The sequence below is a fragment of the Microbacterium sp. A84 genome, from assembly GCF_051842815.1.
Classification (GTDB): Bacteria; Actinomycetota; Actinomycetes; order Actinomycetales; family Microbacteriaceae; genus Microbacterium.
This window is the reverse complement of sequence record NZ_JBPXMS010000004.1, coordinates 13,003-27,279: the sequence shown is the minus strand read 5'-3', so window position 1 is coordinate 27,279 and position 14,277 is coordinate 13,003. Positions and strand designations below refer to the sequence as shown.

General features: G+C 64.1%; 14 protein-coding genes and 1 riboswitch. Of the genes, 13 read left to right on the top strand and 1 reads right to left on the bottom strand.

The annotated features are described in order from the left end of the window. Positions 1 to 70: 70 nt before the first annotated feature. The 7 genes from ACSU04_RS14880 (at position 71) to pheT (ending at position 7,954) form a co-directional block, all read left to right on the top strand. Complete coding sequence (locus ACSU04_RS14880) at positions 71 to 883, top strand: TrmH family RNA methyltransferase (RefSeq protein ID WP_439280484.1); 813 nt, start codon at positions 71 to 73, stop codon at positions 881 to 883. Positions 884 to 985: 102 nt separating this feature from the next. After that, entirely contained in the window at positions 986 to 1,735 is a 750-nt protein-coding gene (locus ACSU04_RS14875) for an amino acid ABC transporter ATP-binding protein (protein WP_439280483.1), read from the top strand. Between the two features lie 36 nt (positions 1,736 to 1,771). Beyond that, entirely contained in the window at positions 1,772 to 2,671 is a 900-nt protein-coding gene (locus ACSU04_RS14870) for a glutamate ABC transporter substrate-binding protein (RefSeq protein WP_439280482.1), read from the top strand. Positions 2,672 to 2,735: 64 nt separating this feature from the next. Continuing rightward, positions 2,736 to 3,392: an amino acid ABC transporter permease gene (locus ACSU04_RS14865; RefSeq protein ID WP_439280481.1), complete on the top strand. Its 657-nt coding sequence runs from the start codon at positions 2,736 to 2,738 to the stop codon at positions 3,390 to 3,392. Then, positions 3,389 to 4,300: an amino acid ABC transporter permease gene (locus ACSU04_RS14860; protein ID WP_439280480.1), complete on the top strand. Its 912-nt coding sequence runs from the start codon at positions 3,389 to 3,391 to the stop codon at positions 4,298 to 4,300. Before ACSU04_RS14865 ends, ACSU04_RS14860 begins: the two co-directional genes overlap by 4 nt. A 121-nt stretch (positions 4,301 to 4,421) precedes the next feature. Further along, positions 4,422 to 5,462, top strand: a complete 1,041-nt coding sequence (gene pheS, locus ACSU04_RS14855; RefSeq protein ID WP_439280479.1) for a phenylalanine--tRNA ligase subunit alpha — start codon at positions 4,422 to 4,424, stop codon at positions 5,460 to 5,462. Next, the gene (gene pheT, locus ACSU04_RS14850) at positions 5,462 to 7,954 is read left to right on the top strand and encodes a phenylalanine--tRNA ligase subunit beta (protein WP_439290134.1); all 2,493 of its coding nucleotides are present in this window, start codon (positions 5,462 to 5,464) and stop codon (positions 7,952 to 7,954) included. The genes pheS and pheT overlap by 1 nt, the downstream gene beginning before the upstream one ends. 82 nt (positions 7,955 to 8,036) lie before the next feature. On the opposite strand, the gene ACSU04_RS14845 is transcribed toward pheT, so the two are convergent. Further along, positions 8,037 to 8,555: a tetratricopeptide repeat protein gene (locus ACSU04_RS14845; protein WP_439290133.1), complete on the bottom strand. Its 519-nt coding sequence runs from the start codon at positions 8,553 to 8,555 to the stop codon at positions 8,037 to 8,039. Between the two features lie 108 nt (positions 8,556 to 8,663). On the opposite strand from ACSU04_RS14845, the gene ACSU04_RS14840 reads away from it, so the two are divergent. The 6 genes from ACSU04_RS14840 (at position 8,664) to ACSU04_RS14815 (ending at position 14,186) form a co-directional block, all read left to right on the top strand. Continuing rightward, positions 8,664 to 9,092 carry a cupin domain-containing protein gene (locus tag ACSU04_RS14840; RefSeq protein WP_439290132.1) on the top strand — a complete coding sequence of 143 codons (429 nt, stop codon included), beginning with the start codon at positions 8,664 to 8,666 and terminating at the stop codon, positions 9,090 to 9,092. A gap of 81 nt (positions 9,093 to 9,173) precedes the next feature. Continuing rightward, entirely contained in the window at positions 9,174 to 10,469 is a 1,296-nt protein-coding gene (locus ACSU04_RS14835; protein ID WP_439290131.1) for an HNH endonuclease signature motif containing protein, read from the top strand. A 64-nt stretch (positions 10,470 to 10,533) separates the two neighbouring features. After that, positions 10,534 to 10,770 carry a ribbon-helix-helix domain-containing protein gene (locus ACSU04_RS14830; protein ID WP_439290130.1) on the top strand — a complete coding sequence of 79 codons (237 nt, stop codon included), beginning with the start codon at positions 10,534 to 10,536 and terminating at the stop codon, positions 10,768 to 10,770. Then, positions 10,770 to 11,072: a type II toxin-antitoxin system PemK/MazF family toxin gene (locus ACSU04_RS14825; protein ID WP_439290129.1), complete on the top strand. Its 303-nt coding sequence runs from the start codon at positions 10,770 to 10,772 to the stop codon at positions 11,070 to 11,072. The genes ACSU04_RS14830 and ACSU04_RS14825 overlap by 1 nt, the downstream gene beginning before the upstream one ends. A gap of 38 nt (positions 11,073 to 11,110) precedes the next feature. After that, a riboswitch (TPP riboswitch) is annotated at positions 11,111 to 11,206 on the top strand. After that, complete coding sequence (thiM, locus tag ACSU04_RS14820; protein WP_439290128.1) at positions 11,197 to 12,042, top strand: hydroxyethylthiazole kinase; 846 nt, start codon at positions 11,197 to 11,199, stop codon at positions 12,040 to 12,042. It overlaps the preceding riboswitch by 10 nt. Further along, complete coding sequence (locus ACSU04_RS14815) at positions 12,039 to 14,186, top strand: bifunctional hydroxymethylpyrimidine kinase/phosphomethylpyrimidine kinase (protein WP_439290127.1); 2,148 nt, start codon at positions 12,039 to 12,041, stop codon at positions 14,184 to 14,186. Before thiM ends, ACSU04_RS14815 begins: the two co-directional genes overlap by 4 nt. The last annotated feature ends 91 nt before the right edge of the window (positions 14,187 to 14,277 follow it).

Sequence of the window (14,277 nt, the reverse complement as noted above, 5' to 3'; positions counted from 1 at the left end):
TGGATGCCGAATGAAGACTGGCCGTTGGATGTGTACGCGGGAGCGGTCCTGGTATCCCTAGACTGAGATCGTGCTCGAGAATCCCCGATCCCCGCGTGTACGAGCCGTCGCGAAGCTGACCAAGCGGAGTGCACGGACGGAGACCGGACTGTTCCTGTTGGAGGGTCCACAGGCTGTTCGCGAGGCTCTCGCATACCGCCCTGATGCGATCGTCGAACTTTTCGCGACGCCCACAGGTTGGGACAAGCATCCGGATCTGCGCGCCGCGGCCGGCGAGCACGAACTCGAGGTCGAGTTCGTGACCGACGATGTGCTCAACGCCATGGCGGACACCGTCACGCCGCAGGGGGTCATCGCTGTCGTTCAGCAGACTCCGACGTCGGTCCGCGACATTTTCGCGGCATCCCCTCGCCTCGTCGCTATCTGCGAGGAAGTGCGTGATCCAGGAAACCTTGGCACCATCATCCGTGCCGCGGATGCTGCAGGAGCGGACGCTGTGGTGCTGACCGGCCGCACGGTCGATCCGTACAACCCCAAGGTCGTGCGTTCAACGACCGGTTCGCTGTTCCACCTCCCGGTATCGGTCGGTGGTGATCTTGCGGACGTCATTCAGCGCGCTCACGTGGCGGGGCTTACTGTGCTTGCCGCAGATGTGAAGGGCGACGACCTGCTGCAGGCGCGCGCCGACGGCGTGCTCGCACAGCCGACTGCCTGGCTGTTCGGCAATGAGGCTCACGGTCTTGAGGAATCCGCACTGGAGCTGGCGGATCACGTCCTCAAACTTCCGATCTTTGGCAAGGCCGAATCACTCAACTTGGCGACCGCTGCGAGTGTCTGCCTGTATGAAAGCGCCTTCGCGCAACGGGCTGCGGACGGCCGCTGACACCTCCTGTGCACGCTGCGAGTTGTTTCGTGTCGGTTACAACTCGATAACCCGCTGAGACTGATGCTGGTACCTGCGCCCCCGTACTCCTAGGGTGGGGACATGACCGAGACTGGTACACCCCTTGTCGTGGTGGAGAACGTTCAGAAGCATTACGGCGAGTTCCAGGCGCTGACCGATATCAACCTCACTGTGAACAAGGGCGAGGTCGTCGTCGTGATCGGGCCGTCAGGCTCGGGTAAGTCGACGCTGTGCCGGACGATCAACCGTCTTGAGACGATCACCAGCGGTGTGATCAGCATCGACGGCAAAGTGCTTCCCTCCGAGGGCAAAGGGTTGGCGAATCTTCGCGCCGACGTCGGCATGGTTTTCCAGTCGTTCAACCTGTTCGCGCACCTCACGATCCTCGAGAACGTGACGCTGGGGCCGATCAAGGTACGAGGCCTCAAGAAGGCGGATGCTGAAAAGGAAGCGATGCAGCTCCTCGAACGTGTCGGCGTCGCCCAGCAGGCCTCGAAACTGCCCGCTCAGCTCTCCGGCGGTCAGCAGCAGCGCGTGGCGATCGCGCGGGCTCTCGCGATGCGCCCGAAGGTGATGCTCTTCGACGAGCCGACCAGCGCGTTGGACCCGGAGATGATCAACGAGGTGCTCGACGTCATGGTCGGCCTCGCCAAAGACGGAATGACGATGATCGTCGTCACGCACGAGATGGGTTTCGCTCGTAAGGCGGCGAACCGAGTTGTCTTCATGGCCGACGGGAAGATCGTCGAAGAGGCGACTCCGGAGGACTTCTTCCTGCATCCGAAGAGCGACCGGGCCAAGGACTTCCTCTCCAAGCTTCTGACTCACTGACTTTCTCTCTACACACAGCACAAGAAGGAGACTCTCATGCGACGCACACGGACATTGGCAGGAATCGGAATCGCGGCCACCGCGCTGTTGGCACTGACCGCCTGCAATAGCGGTAGCCCGACGAGCCCGGGTGGAGGCGAAGGCGACGTCGAGGAATCGATGTTCGAGGTGGCCACAGACGTCACGGTCGAGGGCAGCCCGACGTACGACGCGATGGTCGAGCGCGGCGGACCGATCATCGGTGTGAAAGAGGACCAGCCCAACCTCGGTTATCTCGATGTCACGACCGGAGAACGCAGCGGTTTCGACATCGAGATCGCGCGCTGGATCGCGGCATCGCTCGGCTTCGAAGAAGGCGATATCACGTATGAGCCGATCGCGTCGGCGAACCGTGAACAGGCGCTTGTGAACGGCGACATCGACTACTACGTTGGCACCTACTCGATCACCGACTCCCGCATGGAGCAGATCGAGTTCGCCGGACCATACTTCATCACCGGACAAGGCTTCCTCGTTTCCGCAGACAGCGAGATGACCGAGGTGAACGATGTCTCGGACTTCAACGGCATGACGGTCTGCTCGGCAACGGGCTCCACGCCGATCTCGAACATCAAGGAGAACTTCCCCGAGATCAACACCGAGGAGTACGACGTGTACTCCGCGTGCGTGGACGATCTGCTCAACGGCAAGGTCGACGCCGTCACCACCGACGCGGCGATCCTTATCGGCTACGCGGCTCAGAGCCCAGACGAGCTGAAGGTGCTTGATGGACTGTTCACCGAGGAACGCTACGGCGTCGGCATTCCGAAGGGCGATACCGCACTCGTTGAGCATGTCAACACATTGTTCACGGATGGCGGCGACACCTGGCAGGCGATCTTCGACGCCACGCTCGGCCAGTCGGGCATCGAGGTTGACCAGCCGGCCGTCGACTGACGATCCATGCTGCGGGGCGGTCGTAATGGCCGCCCCGCACCCTGATATTTGAGAAGGAGGGCGCGTGGACGCCATCTTCGGCAACCTCGACCTGTGGGGCGAGGGGATCTCGTACACCCTGCTTGTGTTCTTCTTCGGGGGGATCATCGCGCTGGTGCTGGGCATCGTCGTCGGTGCGATGCGGGTCTCGCCGGTGCCGATCGCACGCGCAGTGGGCACGGCATACGTCACGCTCGTTCGCAACACCCCTCTCACTCTGGTGTTCTTCTTTTTCGTGTTCGGATACAGTGCATTGGCGCTACCGACGCTGTCGAACACAGTGCTCGGCATTCTCGCGATCGGCGTGTACTCCGCGACGTACGTCGCCGAGACGTTGCGTGCCGGCATCAACACCGTGCCGGTGGGTCAGGCCGAAGCGGCTCGCGCGATCGGATTGCCGTTCGGACAGGTAATGACACAGGTCGTGTTGCCGCAGGCGTTCCGATCGGTCGTGCCCCCGATGATGAGCGTGTTCATCGCTTTACTGAAGAACACGACAGTCGCCGCCGGGTTCTCGATCGCGGTGCTTCCGCAGTTGCAGTCGACGATCTCTAACTCGCACACGCGCCCGGGCACTCCGATGGAGATCCTGCTTTGGGTCGCCGCCATCTTCGTCGCCCTGGTCATGCTGCTCACCTGGCTGCAGCGAACTCTCGAGAACCGATGGAGGATCATACGATGAGCTCCGTCCTCTTTGACGTCCCAGGGCCCCGCGCCCGTCGTCGCAACCTGATCCTGGCGGTCGCGACGATCGCCTTGGTCGTCGCGGTCATCGCGTTCCTCATCTGGCGCCTGTCGCTGACAAATCAGTTCAGTGCAGCGAAGTGGAACGTTTTCACCTACTCGACCGTTTGGGCGTCGATCGGAGAAATGACGCTGAATACGCTGCGCGCCTTCGCACTGGCCGCCGTGCTGAGCCTTGCGCTCGGTTTCGTGCTCGCGATCGGACGTCTGTCCGATCACGCGTGGGTGCGTGTTCCGGTAACTGTGGTCACCGAGGCGTTCCGAGCTGTGCCGGTGCTCGTGATGATGATGATCCTCTACTACGGCCTGCCAACTCTGGGCGTGAAGGTGGACCCGTACTGGGCCGTAGTGGTCGCACTGATGGTCTACAACGGCTCGGTGCTCGCGGAAGCCCTGCGGGCGGGGATCGAATCGCTGCCACGTGGGCAGCGGGAGGCCGGTTTCGCGATCGGGCTGCGAAAGAGCAGCGTGATGACGCTGATCCTGCTGCCGCAGGCTGTCCGTGCGATGTTGCCGGTTATCGTCGCCCAGCTCGTCGTCGCGATGAAGGACACTGCGCTCGGGTTCATCATCACGTACCAGGAGTTGCTGTACTACGCCAAGCTACTCAGCTCGCAGCCTGGGCGCCCGATCCTGCAGGCGGCACTCGTAATCGGTGGCATCTACATCATCATGTGTCTGATCCTTTCCGGTGTCGCGAAGTACCTCGAGATCCGCACGCGTCACTCCCCGAAGCTGCAGGCTCTCGCTGCAGACAACGCAGCGGTCATGCACGACGGGACTAACACTGAGCTCATCACCCTGCAGAAAGACACGGGGAAATCCGACTCCGGTCTGGGGCAGTGACCAAGCCGCGTCCCGTCTCGATTTACCCGCCGGCAACGAGCCGGAGCCTGGATGGCTGGTTGACGACTTACTGTGGATGCCCGTAGGGGAGGACCAGCGACCGCCGGTAGACTCATGTCTCGTGTCTGATGCTCCTGAAATCACGCCCGAGGCGGTGGAATCCGCCGTCGCCGCAGCTCTTGCCGCGATCGGCGCCGCCGCCAGTACCGCAGAGCTGAAAGCGGCTCGCACCGCGCACGTCGCTGAGGGGTCGCCGCTGGCGGTCCTGAACGCCTCGATGCGTCAGGTCGCGCCCGAGCATAAGGCCACTTTTGGCAAGCTCGTCGGCCAGGGCCGAGGGCAGGTGACCAAGGCGCTCGCCGCGAAAGAAGGCGAGCTCGCCGAGGCCGAGACCGCCGAACGGCTGGAGGCGGAGCGGGTCGATATCACCGCCGTCTCATCGCGTACGCGCGTCGGCGCGCGGCATCCGCTCATGCAGTTGCAGGATGACATCTCCGACATCTTCGTCAGCATGGGCTGGGAAGTCGCAGAAGGCCCAGAGCTTGAGCACGAGTGGTTCAACTTCGACGCGCTGAACTTCGATGTCGACCACCCGGCACGTCAGATGCAGGACACGTTCTTCGTCGATCCGGTCGATCGTCACCTCGTCATGCGCACGCACACGAGCCCTGTGCAGGTGCGCTCGATGCTTGACCGCGAGGTGCCGATCTATGTGCTGTGCCCTGGCCGGGTCTATCGCACGGATGAGTTCGACGCCACGCACCTGCCGGTGTTCACACAGGTCGAAGGCCTGGTCGTCGACAAGGGCATCACGATGGCCCATCTCAAAGGCACGCTCGATCACCTCGCCAAGCAGCTGTTCGGCGAAGATGCGAAGACCCGTCTGCGCACGAACTTCTTCCCGTTCACCGAACCCTCTGCCGAGTTCGATCTGTGGCACCCGACCTTCAAGGGCGGCGCCCGCTGGATCGAGTGGGGCGGCTGCGGCATGGTCAACCCCAACGTGCTGCGTGCGGCGGGCATCGACCCAGAGGTCTACAGCGGTTTCGCATTCGGCATCGGCGTCGAACGCGCGCTGATGTTCCGCAGCGATGTACAGGACATGCGTGACATGGCCGAGGGCGATGTCCGTTTCAGCGAACAGTTCGGGATGGTGGTGTGATGCGCGTCCCGCTTTCGTGGTTGCGTGAGTACGTGGATGTGGCACCGGATGCCACTCCTGAAGATGTCCTCGAGGCACTGGTGTCGGTCGGCTTCGAAGAGGAGGAGATCCACGGTTTCGAGATCTCCGGTCCTGTCGTCGTCGGACAGGTGCTCTCATTCGAGGATGAGCCGCAGTCCAACGGCAAGACGATCCGCTGGTGCCAGCTCGATGTCGGCGAGGCAGAACCTCGCGGAATCGTCTGCGGTGCAAGCAACTTCGTCGTCGGCGACAAGGTCGTGGTGACTCTGCCCGGCTCTGTGCTGCCCGGCCCGTTCCCCATCGCCGCGCGCAAGACCTACGGTCATGTCTCCGACGGCATGATCGCTTCGGCACGCGAGCTGGGGCTGGGGGATGAGCACAACGGCATCCTGATCCTGTCGTCGCTGGGCGTCGACGCACCTGTCGGCACTGATGCGATCGAGCTTCTCGGTCTGGACGACGTTGCCGTCGAGATCAACGTCACGCCCGACCGCGGCTACGCCTTCTCCATCCGCGGTGTCGCGCGCGAGTACTCGCACGCCACGGGCGCGGACTTCCGTGATCCGGCAGAGCACGAGTGGGACGAAGTCTCACCTGGCACCGGCTTCCCGCTTGCGGTCGACGCCGAGCCGCTGCGCGAGAACCCCGCGGTGCAGGAGTTCGTCGTGCGTGTCGTCCGCGATGTCGATCCCTCGCGCCCGACGCCACCGTGGATGATCGCGCGGCTGTCGCTCGCCGGCATCCGCTCGCTCGGCGTGCTCATCGACATCACCAACTACGTGATGCTCGAGCTGGGAAACCCGATTCACGGCTACGACCTCGACAAGCTCTCCGGTGGAATCACAGTACGCCGTGCGCAGCATGGCGAGACGATGAAGACGCTCGACGGCCAGGAGCGCACGCTCCACGTCGAGGACCTGCTCATCACTGACGACTCGGGCCCGATCGGTCTCGCTGGCGTCATGGGCGGCGGTACGACGGAGATGGGCGACGAAACGCGCAACGTTCTCGTCGAGGCCGCGATCTTCGACCCGATCTCGATCGCGCGCAGTGCCCGTCGTCACAAGCTTCCCAGCGAAGCATCCAAGCGATTCGAACGTGGTGTCGACCCGCTGGTTCCCTTCGTGGCGGCTCGCCGTGTCGCCGACCTCATGATCTCCCTCGCCGGTGGCCAGATCGATGAGGTCGGCGGGGCGCTGTTCTCCGACGTCTCCATCGATGGCATTGAGCTTCCCGCAGAGTTCGTCCCCGACCTCATCGGCGTCGACTACACCGATGAAGAAATCGTCGGCGCGCTGGAGACGATCGGCGCAGAGGTCACCGAGACCGCTTACGGCTGGCAGGTCATCCCGCCGAGCTGGCGTCCAGACCTCACCGACAAGTGGACGCTGGCCGAAGAGGTCGCGCGCATTCATGGCCTCGACCGCATTCCGTCCGTGCTGCCGACACCGCCGTCCGGTCGTGGACTCACCGTGCTTCAGCAGGGTCGACGTCGTGTCGCGAACGCGCTGGCCGCGGCAGGACTCGTCGAGACGCCGTCGTTCCCGTTCACGACCGAGCAGCAAAATCACCTGCACGGGTCGGCGTCGGGGGAGCACCTGCCCAGCATCCGAATGGCGAACCCCCTCGATGGACAGTCGCCGTTCCTGCGCCGCTCGCTGATTCCTGGGTTGCTTCAGATTGCGCACCGCAACATCGCGCGTGGTCTGACAGATCTTGCGATCTACGAGACCGGTCTGGTGTTCCTGCCAGAGCCGGGAGTCGTATACGGCACCGATGAGGTGCCGCCGTTGGGCGCACTGCCAACGGATGAGACGCTCGCAGCACTGAACGCATCTATTCCGCCGCAGCACCGTCACGTCGCCGCGCTCTTCACTGGCAATGTGTCGGCACGTCAGCCGGGTCGCGATGCTGAGCCGGCCGGGCTGTCGGATGCGCTGGATGCTGTGCGCGTGATCGCTGTTGCTGCTGGCGTTGAGATTGACGTCGTTCAGGGACAGCGTGCGGCGCTGCATCCGGGGCGCACCGGTGTGTTGAGTGTGGGTGGAACCGAAGTTGGCTACGTCGGCGAACTGCACCCGGACGTCGCGGCTGACGCTGATCTTCCCGGTCGCGCTGTTGTGCTCGAACTCGATCTCGATGGCGTCCTCGAACTCGCGGGCTCCCGCGTTGTCGCCGAGTCGCTGTCGACGTATCCCGCCGCCACGCAGGATGTATCGCTCGTCATTTCGGCGACGGTGACTGCCGGCGAACTGCGTGCAGCTCTCGTGGAGGGGGCAGGTGCGCTGCTCGAATCGCTGCGTCTGGTTGATGACTACCGCGGGCAGGGCGTCGATGACGGGCAGAAGAGCCTGACGTTCGCGCTGCGCTTCCGTGCCGATCGCACGTTGACTGCCGCCGAGGCCACCGAGGCGAAGCTCGCCGGTGTGGCTGTGGCGTCCGAGCGATTTGGTGCGATTCTTCGCGAGTGACGCTCGTTTTGAGGTGATGAGCGCCGGTGTTCCGTAAGGGATACCGGCGCTCTTCGTTTTGAGGGATGCGGAATCTGACCGGTTATGAGGCTGGTTCAGAAGTCGCCGAATCGAGCGACGCCAGATACTCGGCGTTACCGCGCATGGCGGGCTTGTATCGGTCTAGTTCCTCGGCATCCACATGATCGGCAAGCAGCGTGAGGAGGCTACCGAGCGCGGTATTGGCGTGGCCGGCCGCATGTAGCGTGAGTGATTCGAATGCGCCGAGGGCGACGGAATCCGGGAACTCTTTGCGTGCTTGGGCGAATACCGTCACGGACTCGTCCAGGCGGCCGAGGTTGCGAAGTGTGCTGCCGTACTGCAGATAGCATCGGCGGCGCAGGTCACCTTCAAGACCAACGGACATGGCACGTTCGTAGAATCCCGCGGCTGTGGTCTCTTCCCCGGCGGTGTCGTATGCGCCACCCACTTCATAGAGCACGCGCGGGTTGTGCGGGTGCTGCTCATAAAGTGGGAGCAGAGCCGCAATCGTCGGACCCATGTTGTTTCGATCTCGGGCCGCAAGGATGCGATCAAGCTCGTCGTACAGTTCGGATCCCATGCTGCGTGGCTCCTAGATTCGGGCGGGGTAGCGGGGCTACCCGAGCTATTTACCCTACAGAATCAGTGATGAACTGATGCACGATGACAATCGACGAAGGGCGCACGCATGAGTAATTACGAAGTGACCGAGATCGGCGCATCAGACCAGTGGCGTGAGCACTTCGGCGGTTTTGTTCCGGCGCGCTCACGCGACGGCAGACGCGTCGTCGATCACGAACTCGCGATGCAGTACATCGGCATGACCTCCAATGCCCTCATCCCTGGCGAAGAGGCCGGTTACTGGCACACGCACAGCAAGGCTGAGGAGCTCTACGTGTTCCTCGAGGGGTTCGGTCAGATAGGGCTCGATGACGATGTCGTCGATGTCGGTCCCGGGTCGGTCATTCGCGTCGGTCAGGGAGTGTGGCGCACCTGGCGTGCACGGCCGGACAGCCCCGGTGAACTGCGATGGCTCTGCATTCGCGCGGCGGGTGAGGAACTCCCGCGCCTCCCGGATGACGCCACGCGTGACCTTGAGCGCCCGATGCCCTGGTAGGACTGAAGTCAGCAACCGTTTTAGCATAAATCTTCGAAAGTAACCCTGGCGGTATGGGTATGTATGTTCTATACTGGGTATATGGAACCCTGGTTCGACGATGTGGATGACCGGCCTCGTGATGCCGCGTTTGTCGTCGAGTCCGTACTTGTCGACCTGCAGTGCGCGGATATCGATCTGAATCGTCATGCGGCCAGTAGGGCTGCGCGTATTGCGGATGCTGTCGCGCTCGCGCGCCGCAATCCTGAGTTGTACGCACTGTCCACGGATGTTGATGCCGTGGACCTTGCTGAGCGAGGAGCGATCTTCGATATCGCGTTGAGGTTGAAGAGTTCAGAAGACTATGTTCGTGGACAGTTGCACGTGGCCGAGCAGGCTCACGAACACCTGCCCACGCTCTGGCGCAATGCGCGCGACGGGTTCGCGTCGATGTATCTCGTCTCGCATGCAGTCGGGGCACTCCTAAAGGTGCGTGCTCCCGCCGCTGGCAATGCGGCCGAACGCGAAGCCGAACGGGAAGCGTTCCGGCGCATCGACGAAGCGACCGCAGAGTGGTCGCTGACCTGCACGCCGCAGCTGTTCCTACAGCGGTTGCGCCGACTGGTGGACAAGCTCATGCCTGAACCGCCCAGCGTTCGTCATGCCAAAGCGCTGCGTGATCGGCGGGTGGTGCTCGATCACAGGGGTGAGGGCATGACCTGGTTCGGACTGCTGATCTCGAATGAGGAGGCCGTCGCGGCCTATCAGCGTGCGGATGAGAGTGCGAAGAAACTTCAGCAGGATCCGAATGAGTGCCGCACTCGTGCGCAGATACGCGCCGACCTGTGCTCGGAATGGTTGCGCGGTATCGGCACGTCGACCGCGGTGCAGACGAAGGTGTTCATCACGATCCCCGTCCAGCTGCTCTCTGGTGATGCAGATGGGGATGTGGATGCGAACGTTGCGCTTCCTGAGCCTCAGGCAGAGCTCGTCGGCCACGGACCGATCGACCCACTGACGGCGAAGCAGATCCTCCTCGACATCGGGGCGTTCCGTCGGGTGATCGTCGATCCGATCGACAGCGTCATCCTCGATATGGAGCGCCGAAGTCGCCGGGCGACGCCGGCGCAGAAGGACTGGCTGGTCCTGCAGCACGGAACGTGCGCCCGCGACGGGTGTACCCGCCTCGCACAGCAGTCGGATATCGACCATGAGATCCCATGGTCTCAGGGCGGCAAGACCAACATTGCTGAGCTGCGCCCACTGTGCCCGCGCGATCATGTGAATCGACATCTCACGCGGGCCGTCTATCGAAGTCGCCCCGATCGCACCGTCGAAGTCACTACACCCACCGGGCATCGCACCAGACAGCCCATGCCGGCCGCTCCACCCTTCTGACATTCGTTCAGGCAGTGAATTTTGGTGCATACCAAAATGGGATGCACAAGGATAGAATCATCGCATGAGCACACAGATCGCAGTCCGCCTGCCAGACGAGACGGTCTCGCAGCTGGATGCGCTGGTGGCGGCCGGAGCCGTGGCAAGCCGCACCGAGTTGGTGGCTGTCGCGATTCAGCGCGAGTTGAGGCGCCGCGCGGCAGAGCGTGACGCCTCAATTCTTCGCGCCAAGGGTGCGGACGATGATCTTGACGGCCTTGTCGACTGGGTGACTGGCCATTTCGAGATCGAGCGCGACTGATGCGAGAGATCTGCCTCGCACATCTCGACAAGACTCGACCGGTGGTTGTGCTCACCCGGGAAGCAGCGCGCGCAGCGATGACGAAGGTGACGGTCGCGCCGATCACATCGACCGTGAAAGGCCTCAGCAGCGAGGTGTCGCTCGGGCGTGAGAACGGTCTCGATCACGCATGCGCCATCGCGCTCGACAACACCGTGACCATTCCGGCATCCGCGCTCGGGCGAACGATCGGATTCCTCACCGAGTCGCAGGAATCACAGCTCGCCACCGCGGTATCACTCGCTTTCGATCTTGACCGGTAGCGCCAGGCCTGGCGTGATTCACGCTCCGCTAGACTCCGAGCAGTGACACGGGGTGCCGCCACAGGGCGGCTGAGACCACACCCGTCGAACCTGATCTAGTTCGTACTAGCGAAGGGATGTCGCATTGAGCGATCTTCTGCGTCCACCGTCCACCACCCTCGTCGAAGACGCGGCCCAGCTGCTGACGTCTCTGCGGGCTGAACCACCGCTCACGCACTGCATCACGAACGCCGTCGTGACCGGCTTCACCGCGAACGTGCTGCTGGCTATCGGTGCAGCGCCCGCGATGGTCGACATCGTGGGGGAGACCGAGATGTTCGCCGGCATCGCCTCTGGCGTTCTGCTGAACCTCGGCACCCCGACGCCAGAGCAGCGAGACGCCTGCCGCGAGGCGGCCACCGGAGCCGCGGCCTCAGGCACGCCCTGGGTGCTCGACCCCGTCGCGATCGGTGCACTGCCGGTGCGCACTGCGCTGGCCCATGAACTCGTAGCGAAACGTCCGACAGCTATCCGAGGAAACGCCTCCGAGATCCTCGCCTTGGCTGGCATGACGGCCGGCGGCAGGGGAGTGGATGCCACCGACACGACGGATGCCGCTTCCGACGCCGCTCGTACCCTCGCCCAGCGCTTCGGGAGCGTCGTCGCGGTGTCGGGCCCCGTCGACCTCATCACCGACGGTGAAGAGATCATCCGCATCGCGAACGGTCATGAGCTACTCACGAAGGTGACCGGTGGCGGGTGCGCCCTCGGCGCTGTCATGGCCGCGTTCCTCGGCGTCGCACGCGGCACCGACGTATCCACACTGAGGACGGTCGCCTCGGCAAGCCTCGTGTACACGGTTGCCGCTGAGCGTGCGGCCGCGCAGTCTCACGGACCGGGAAGCTTCGCCGTCGCACTGCTCGATGCCCTCGCCGCGCTCGAACCCGAACATATCGCGGCCGCAGCCCGAATCGGAAGGAGCGAGCGATGAACGTCGACCTCTCGATCTATCTCGTCACCGACCCCGAGCTGTGCGGCACCCGCGGCGTCGTAGAGACGGTGCGGCGCGCGGTCGCCGGTGGTGTGCGTATCGTGCAGCTGCGCGACAAGACGGCGACCGATGCCGACATCGTCGAGCAGCTGGTGGAGCTGTCCCATGTGATCGACGGGCGCGCGTTGCTCCTCGTCAACGACCGCCTGGACGCGGCCCTGGCCGCGCGCGAGCGGGGAGCGCGCGTCGACGGCGTTCATCTCGGACAGGGGGACGTCTCGGTGCTGCACGCCCGCGAAATGCTCGGGCCCGACGCCATCATCGGCCTCACCGCGAACACTCCTGAGCACCTCGAGGCCGTCCGCGCACTTCCCGCCGGAACCATCGATCACCTCGGCGTCGGAGTCATCCGCCCGACCAGTACGAAGCCCGATCATCCGCCGGCAATGGGCATCGACGGCTTCCGTGCTTTCGCTGCGGCGAGCCCGTTGCCGTGCGTCGCGATCGGCGGGGTCGGCCTCGATGATGTCGCGGCGTTGCGCGCCGCCGGCGCTGCCGGAGTCGCGCTGGTTTCGGCGCTGTGCGCAGCCGAAGACCCGCGTGCGGCGGCCCAGGTCTTCCGCCGCCGGTGGCGCGGAGAGACAGTGCCGCGGATTCTCAGCATCGCGGGCAGTGACCCCTCCGGCGGCGCCGGCATCCAGGCCGATCTCAAGTCGATCGCAGCCAACGGCGGCTACGGGATGGCCGTGATCACCGCACTCACCGCACAGAACACGCAGGGAGTGCGCGCAGTGCACGTGCCACCGACGGACTTCCTGCGTGCGCAGCTGGATGCGATCTCGGACGACATCGAGATCGATGCGGTGAAGATCGGGATGCTCGCGGGCACAGACGTCATCCGTACGGTCATCTCCTGGCTGGAAGAGGTGCGCCCGCCTGTCGTCGTCCTGGACCCGGTTATGGTCGCCACCAGCGGAGATCGTCTGCTGGACGCCGAAGCGGAAGCCGCGCTTCACGATCTGCTGCAATACGCGGATGTCATCACTCCGAACCTCCCCGAGCTGGCCACGCTCACGGGCCGAGACGCCATCGATGACTGCGCGGACGGCATCGCCGTCGCACGCGAACTGGCCGAGCGTACGGGAGCGGCGGTGCTCGTGAAAGGCGGCCACCTGACCGGAGACGAAGCACCAGACGCGCTCATAGAGGCAGGCACTGATGCAAACACCGTGCACGAATTCCCCGGCACGCGCATCGATACCACGAGCACGCACGGCACCGGATGCTCGCTCTCGGCAGCGCTCGCCACCCGGCGCGCTCGTGGCGACGAATGGCCACAAGCCGTGGCATCCGCTCGTTCCTGGCTGCGTGAATCGCTCAGAGCTGGCGCCGATCTCGACGTCGGAAAGGGGCACGGCCCCGTGCACCACTTCGCCGGCCTCTGGGAGCGCGGCGGTCTGCAGACTCGCCCCACCGTGCAGGAACTCACCGCCGAATGGTGGGATGCGACCGCACAGGTACGTGCAGACATCGACGCGTTGCCTTTCATCCGCGCACTCGCTGACGGCACCCTCCGGCAGGAATTGTTCCTGTTCTACCTCGCGCAGGATGCCCTGTACCTACGTGAATACGCCAGGGTGCTTGCCGATGCGGCGCGGCTCGCGCCCACGTCCGCGGAACAGGCATTCTGGGCACAGTCTGCACACGGCGCCATCGCCGGTGAGCTCGAACTGCACGTGTCCTGGCTTACCCCGGCGCAGGGTGTCACACCTGACACATTCGCCGCGGAACCAGCGCCAGCGACCACCGCGTATCTCCATCATCTGCGGGCAGCCGCCCACTCCGGGAGCTATCCAGAACTCATTGCGGCAGCGCTTCCGTGCTTCTGGCTGTACACCGACCTCGGCCAGCGGCTGCACGCGGGAGAGTTCGGCGCGTATGCGCAGAGTGCGGAGCATCCTTACGCATCCTGGCTGGCCACCTATGCCGACCCCGCGTTCGAGGATGCCACGGGTCAGGCGATCGCGTACGTGGCTGCTGCGGCAACCACGGCTGCGCCTGCCACCCGCGCTCGGATGCGGACGGCATTCGAGGCGTCGGCCCGGCATGAGCGGGCGTTCTTCGCCGCTCCTACGGGATCATGAGGCGCACCTGACGCACGCGCGATTTGCGGATGCTGCGGCCGCGGGTCTATTCTCACCACATGCCTTCGGCCGCATCCGCTTCACTGACGCT

What these genes read in the sequence shown, in the direction of transcription:
- ACSU04_RS14845 (WP_439290133.1), bottom strand. Translation starts at nt 8,555, where the DNA reads ATGGGATCCGAACTGTACGACGAGCTTGATCGCATCCTTGCGGCCCGA.
- ACSU04_RS14830 (WP_439290130.1), top strand. Translation starts at nt 10,534, where the DNA reads ATGAGCACACAGATCGCAGTCCGCCTGCCAGACGAGACGGTCTCGCAG.
- ACSU04_RS14825 (WP_439290129.1), top strand. Translation starts at nt 10,770, where the DNA reads ATGCGAGAGATCTGCCTCGCACATCTCGACAAGACTCGACCGGTGGTT.
- ACSU04_RS14875 (WP_439280483.1), top strand. Translation starts at nt 986, where the DNA reads ATGACCGAGACTGGTACACCCCTTGTCGTGGTGGAGAACGTTCAGAAG.
- pheT (WP_439290134.1), top strand. Translation starts at nt 5,462, where the DNA reads ATGCGCGTCCCGCTTTCGTGGTTGCGTGAGTACGTGGATGTGGCACCG.
- ACSU04_RS14840 (WP_439290132.1), top strand. Translation starts at nt 8,664, where the DNA reads ATGAGTAATTACGAAGTGACCGAGATCGGCGCATCAGACCAGTGGCGT.
- ACSU04_RS14870 (WP_439280482.1), top strand. Translation starts at nt 1,772, where the DNA reads ATGCGACGCACACGGACATTGGCAGGAATCGGAATCGCGGCCACCGCG.
- ACSU04_RS14835 (WP_439290131.1), top strand. Translation starts at nt 9,174, where the DNA reads ATGGAACCCTGGTTCGACGATGTGGATGACCGGCCTCGTGATGCCGCG.
- ACSU04_RS14815 (WP_439290127.1), top strand. Translation starts at nt 12,039, where the DNA reads ATGAACGTCGACCTCTCGATCTATCTCGTCACCGACCCCGAGCTGTGC.
- ACSU04_RS14860 (WP_439280480.1), top strand. Translation starts at nt 3,389, where the DNA reads ATGAGCTCCGTCCTCTTTGACGTCCCAGGGCCCCGCGCCCGTCGTCGC.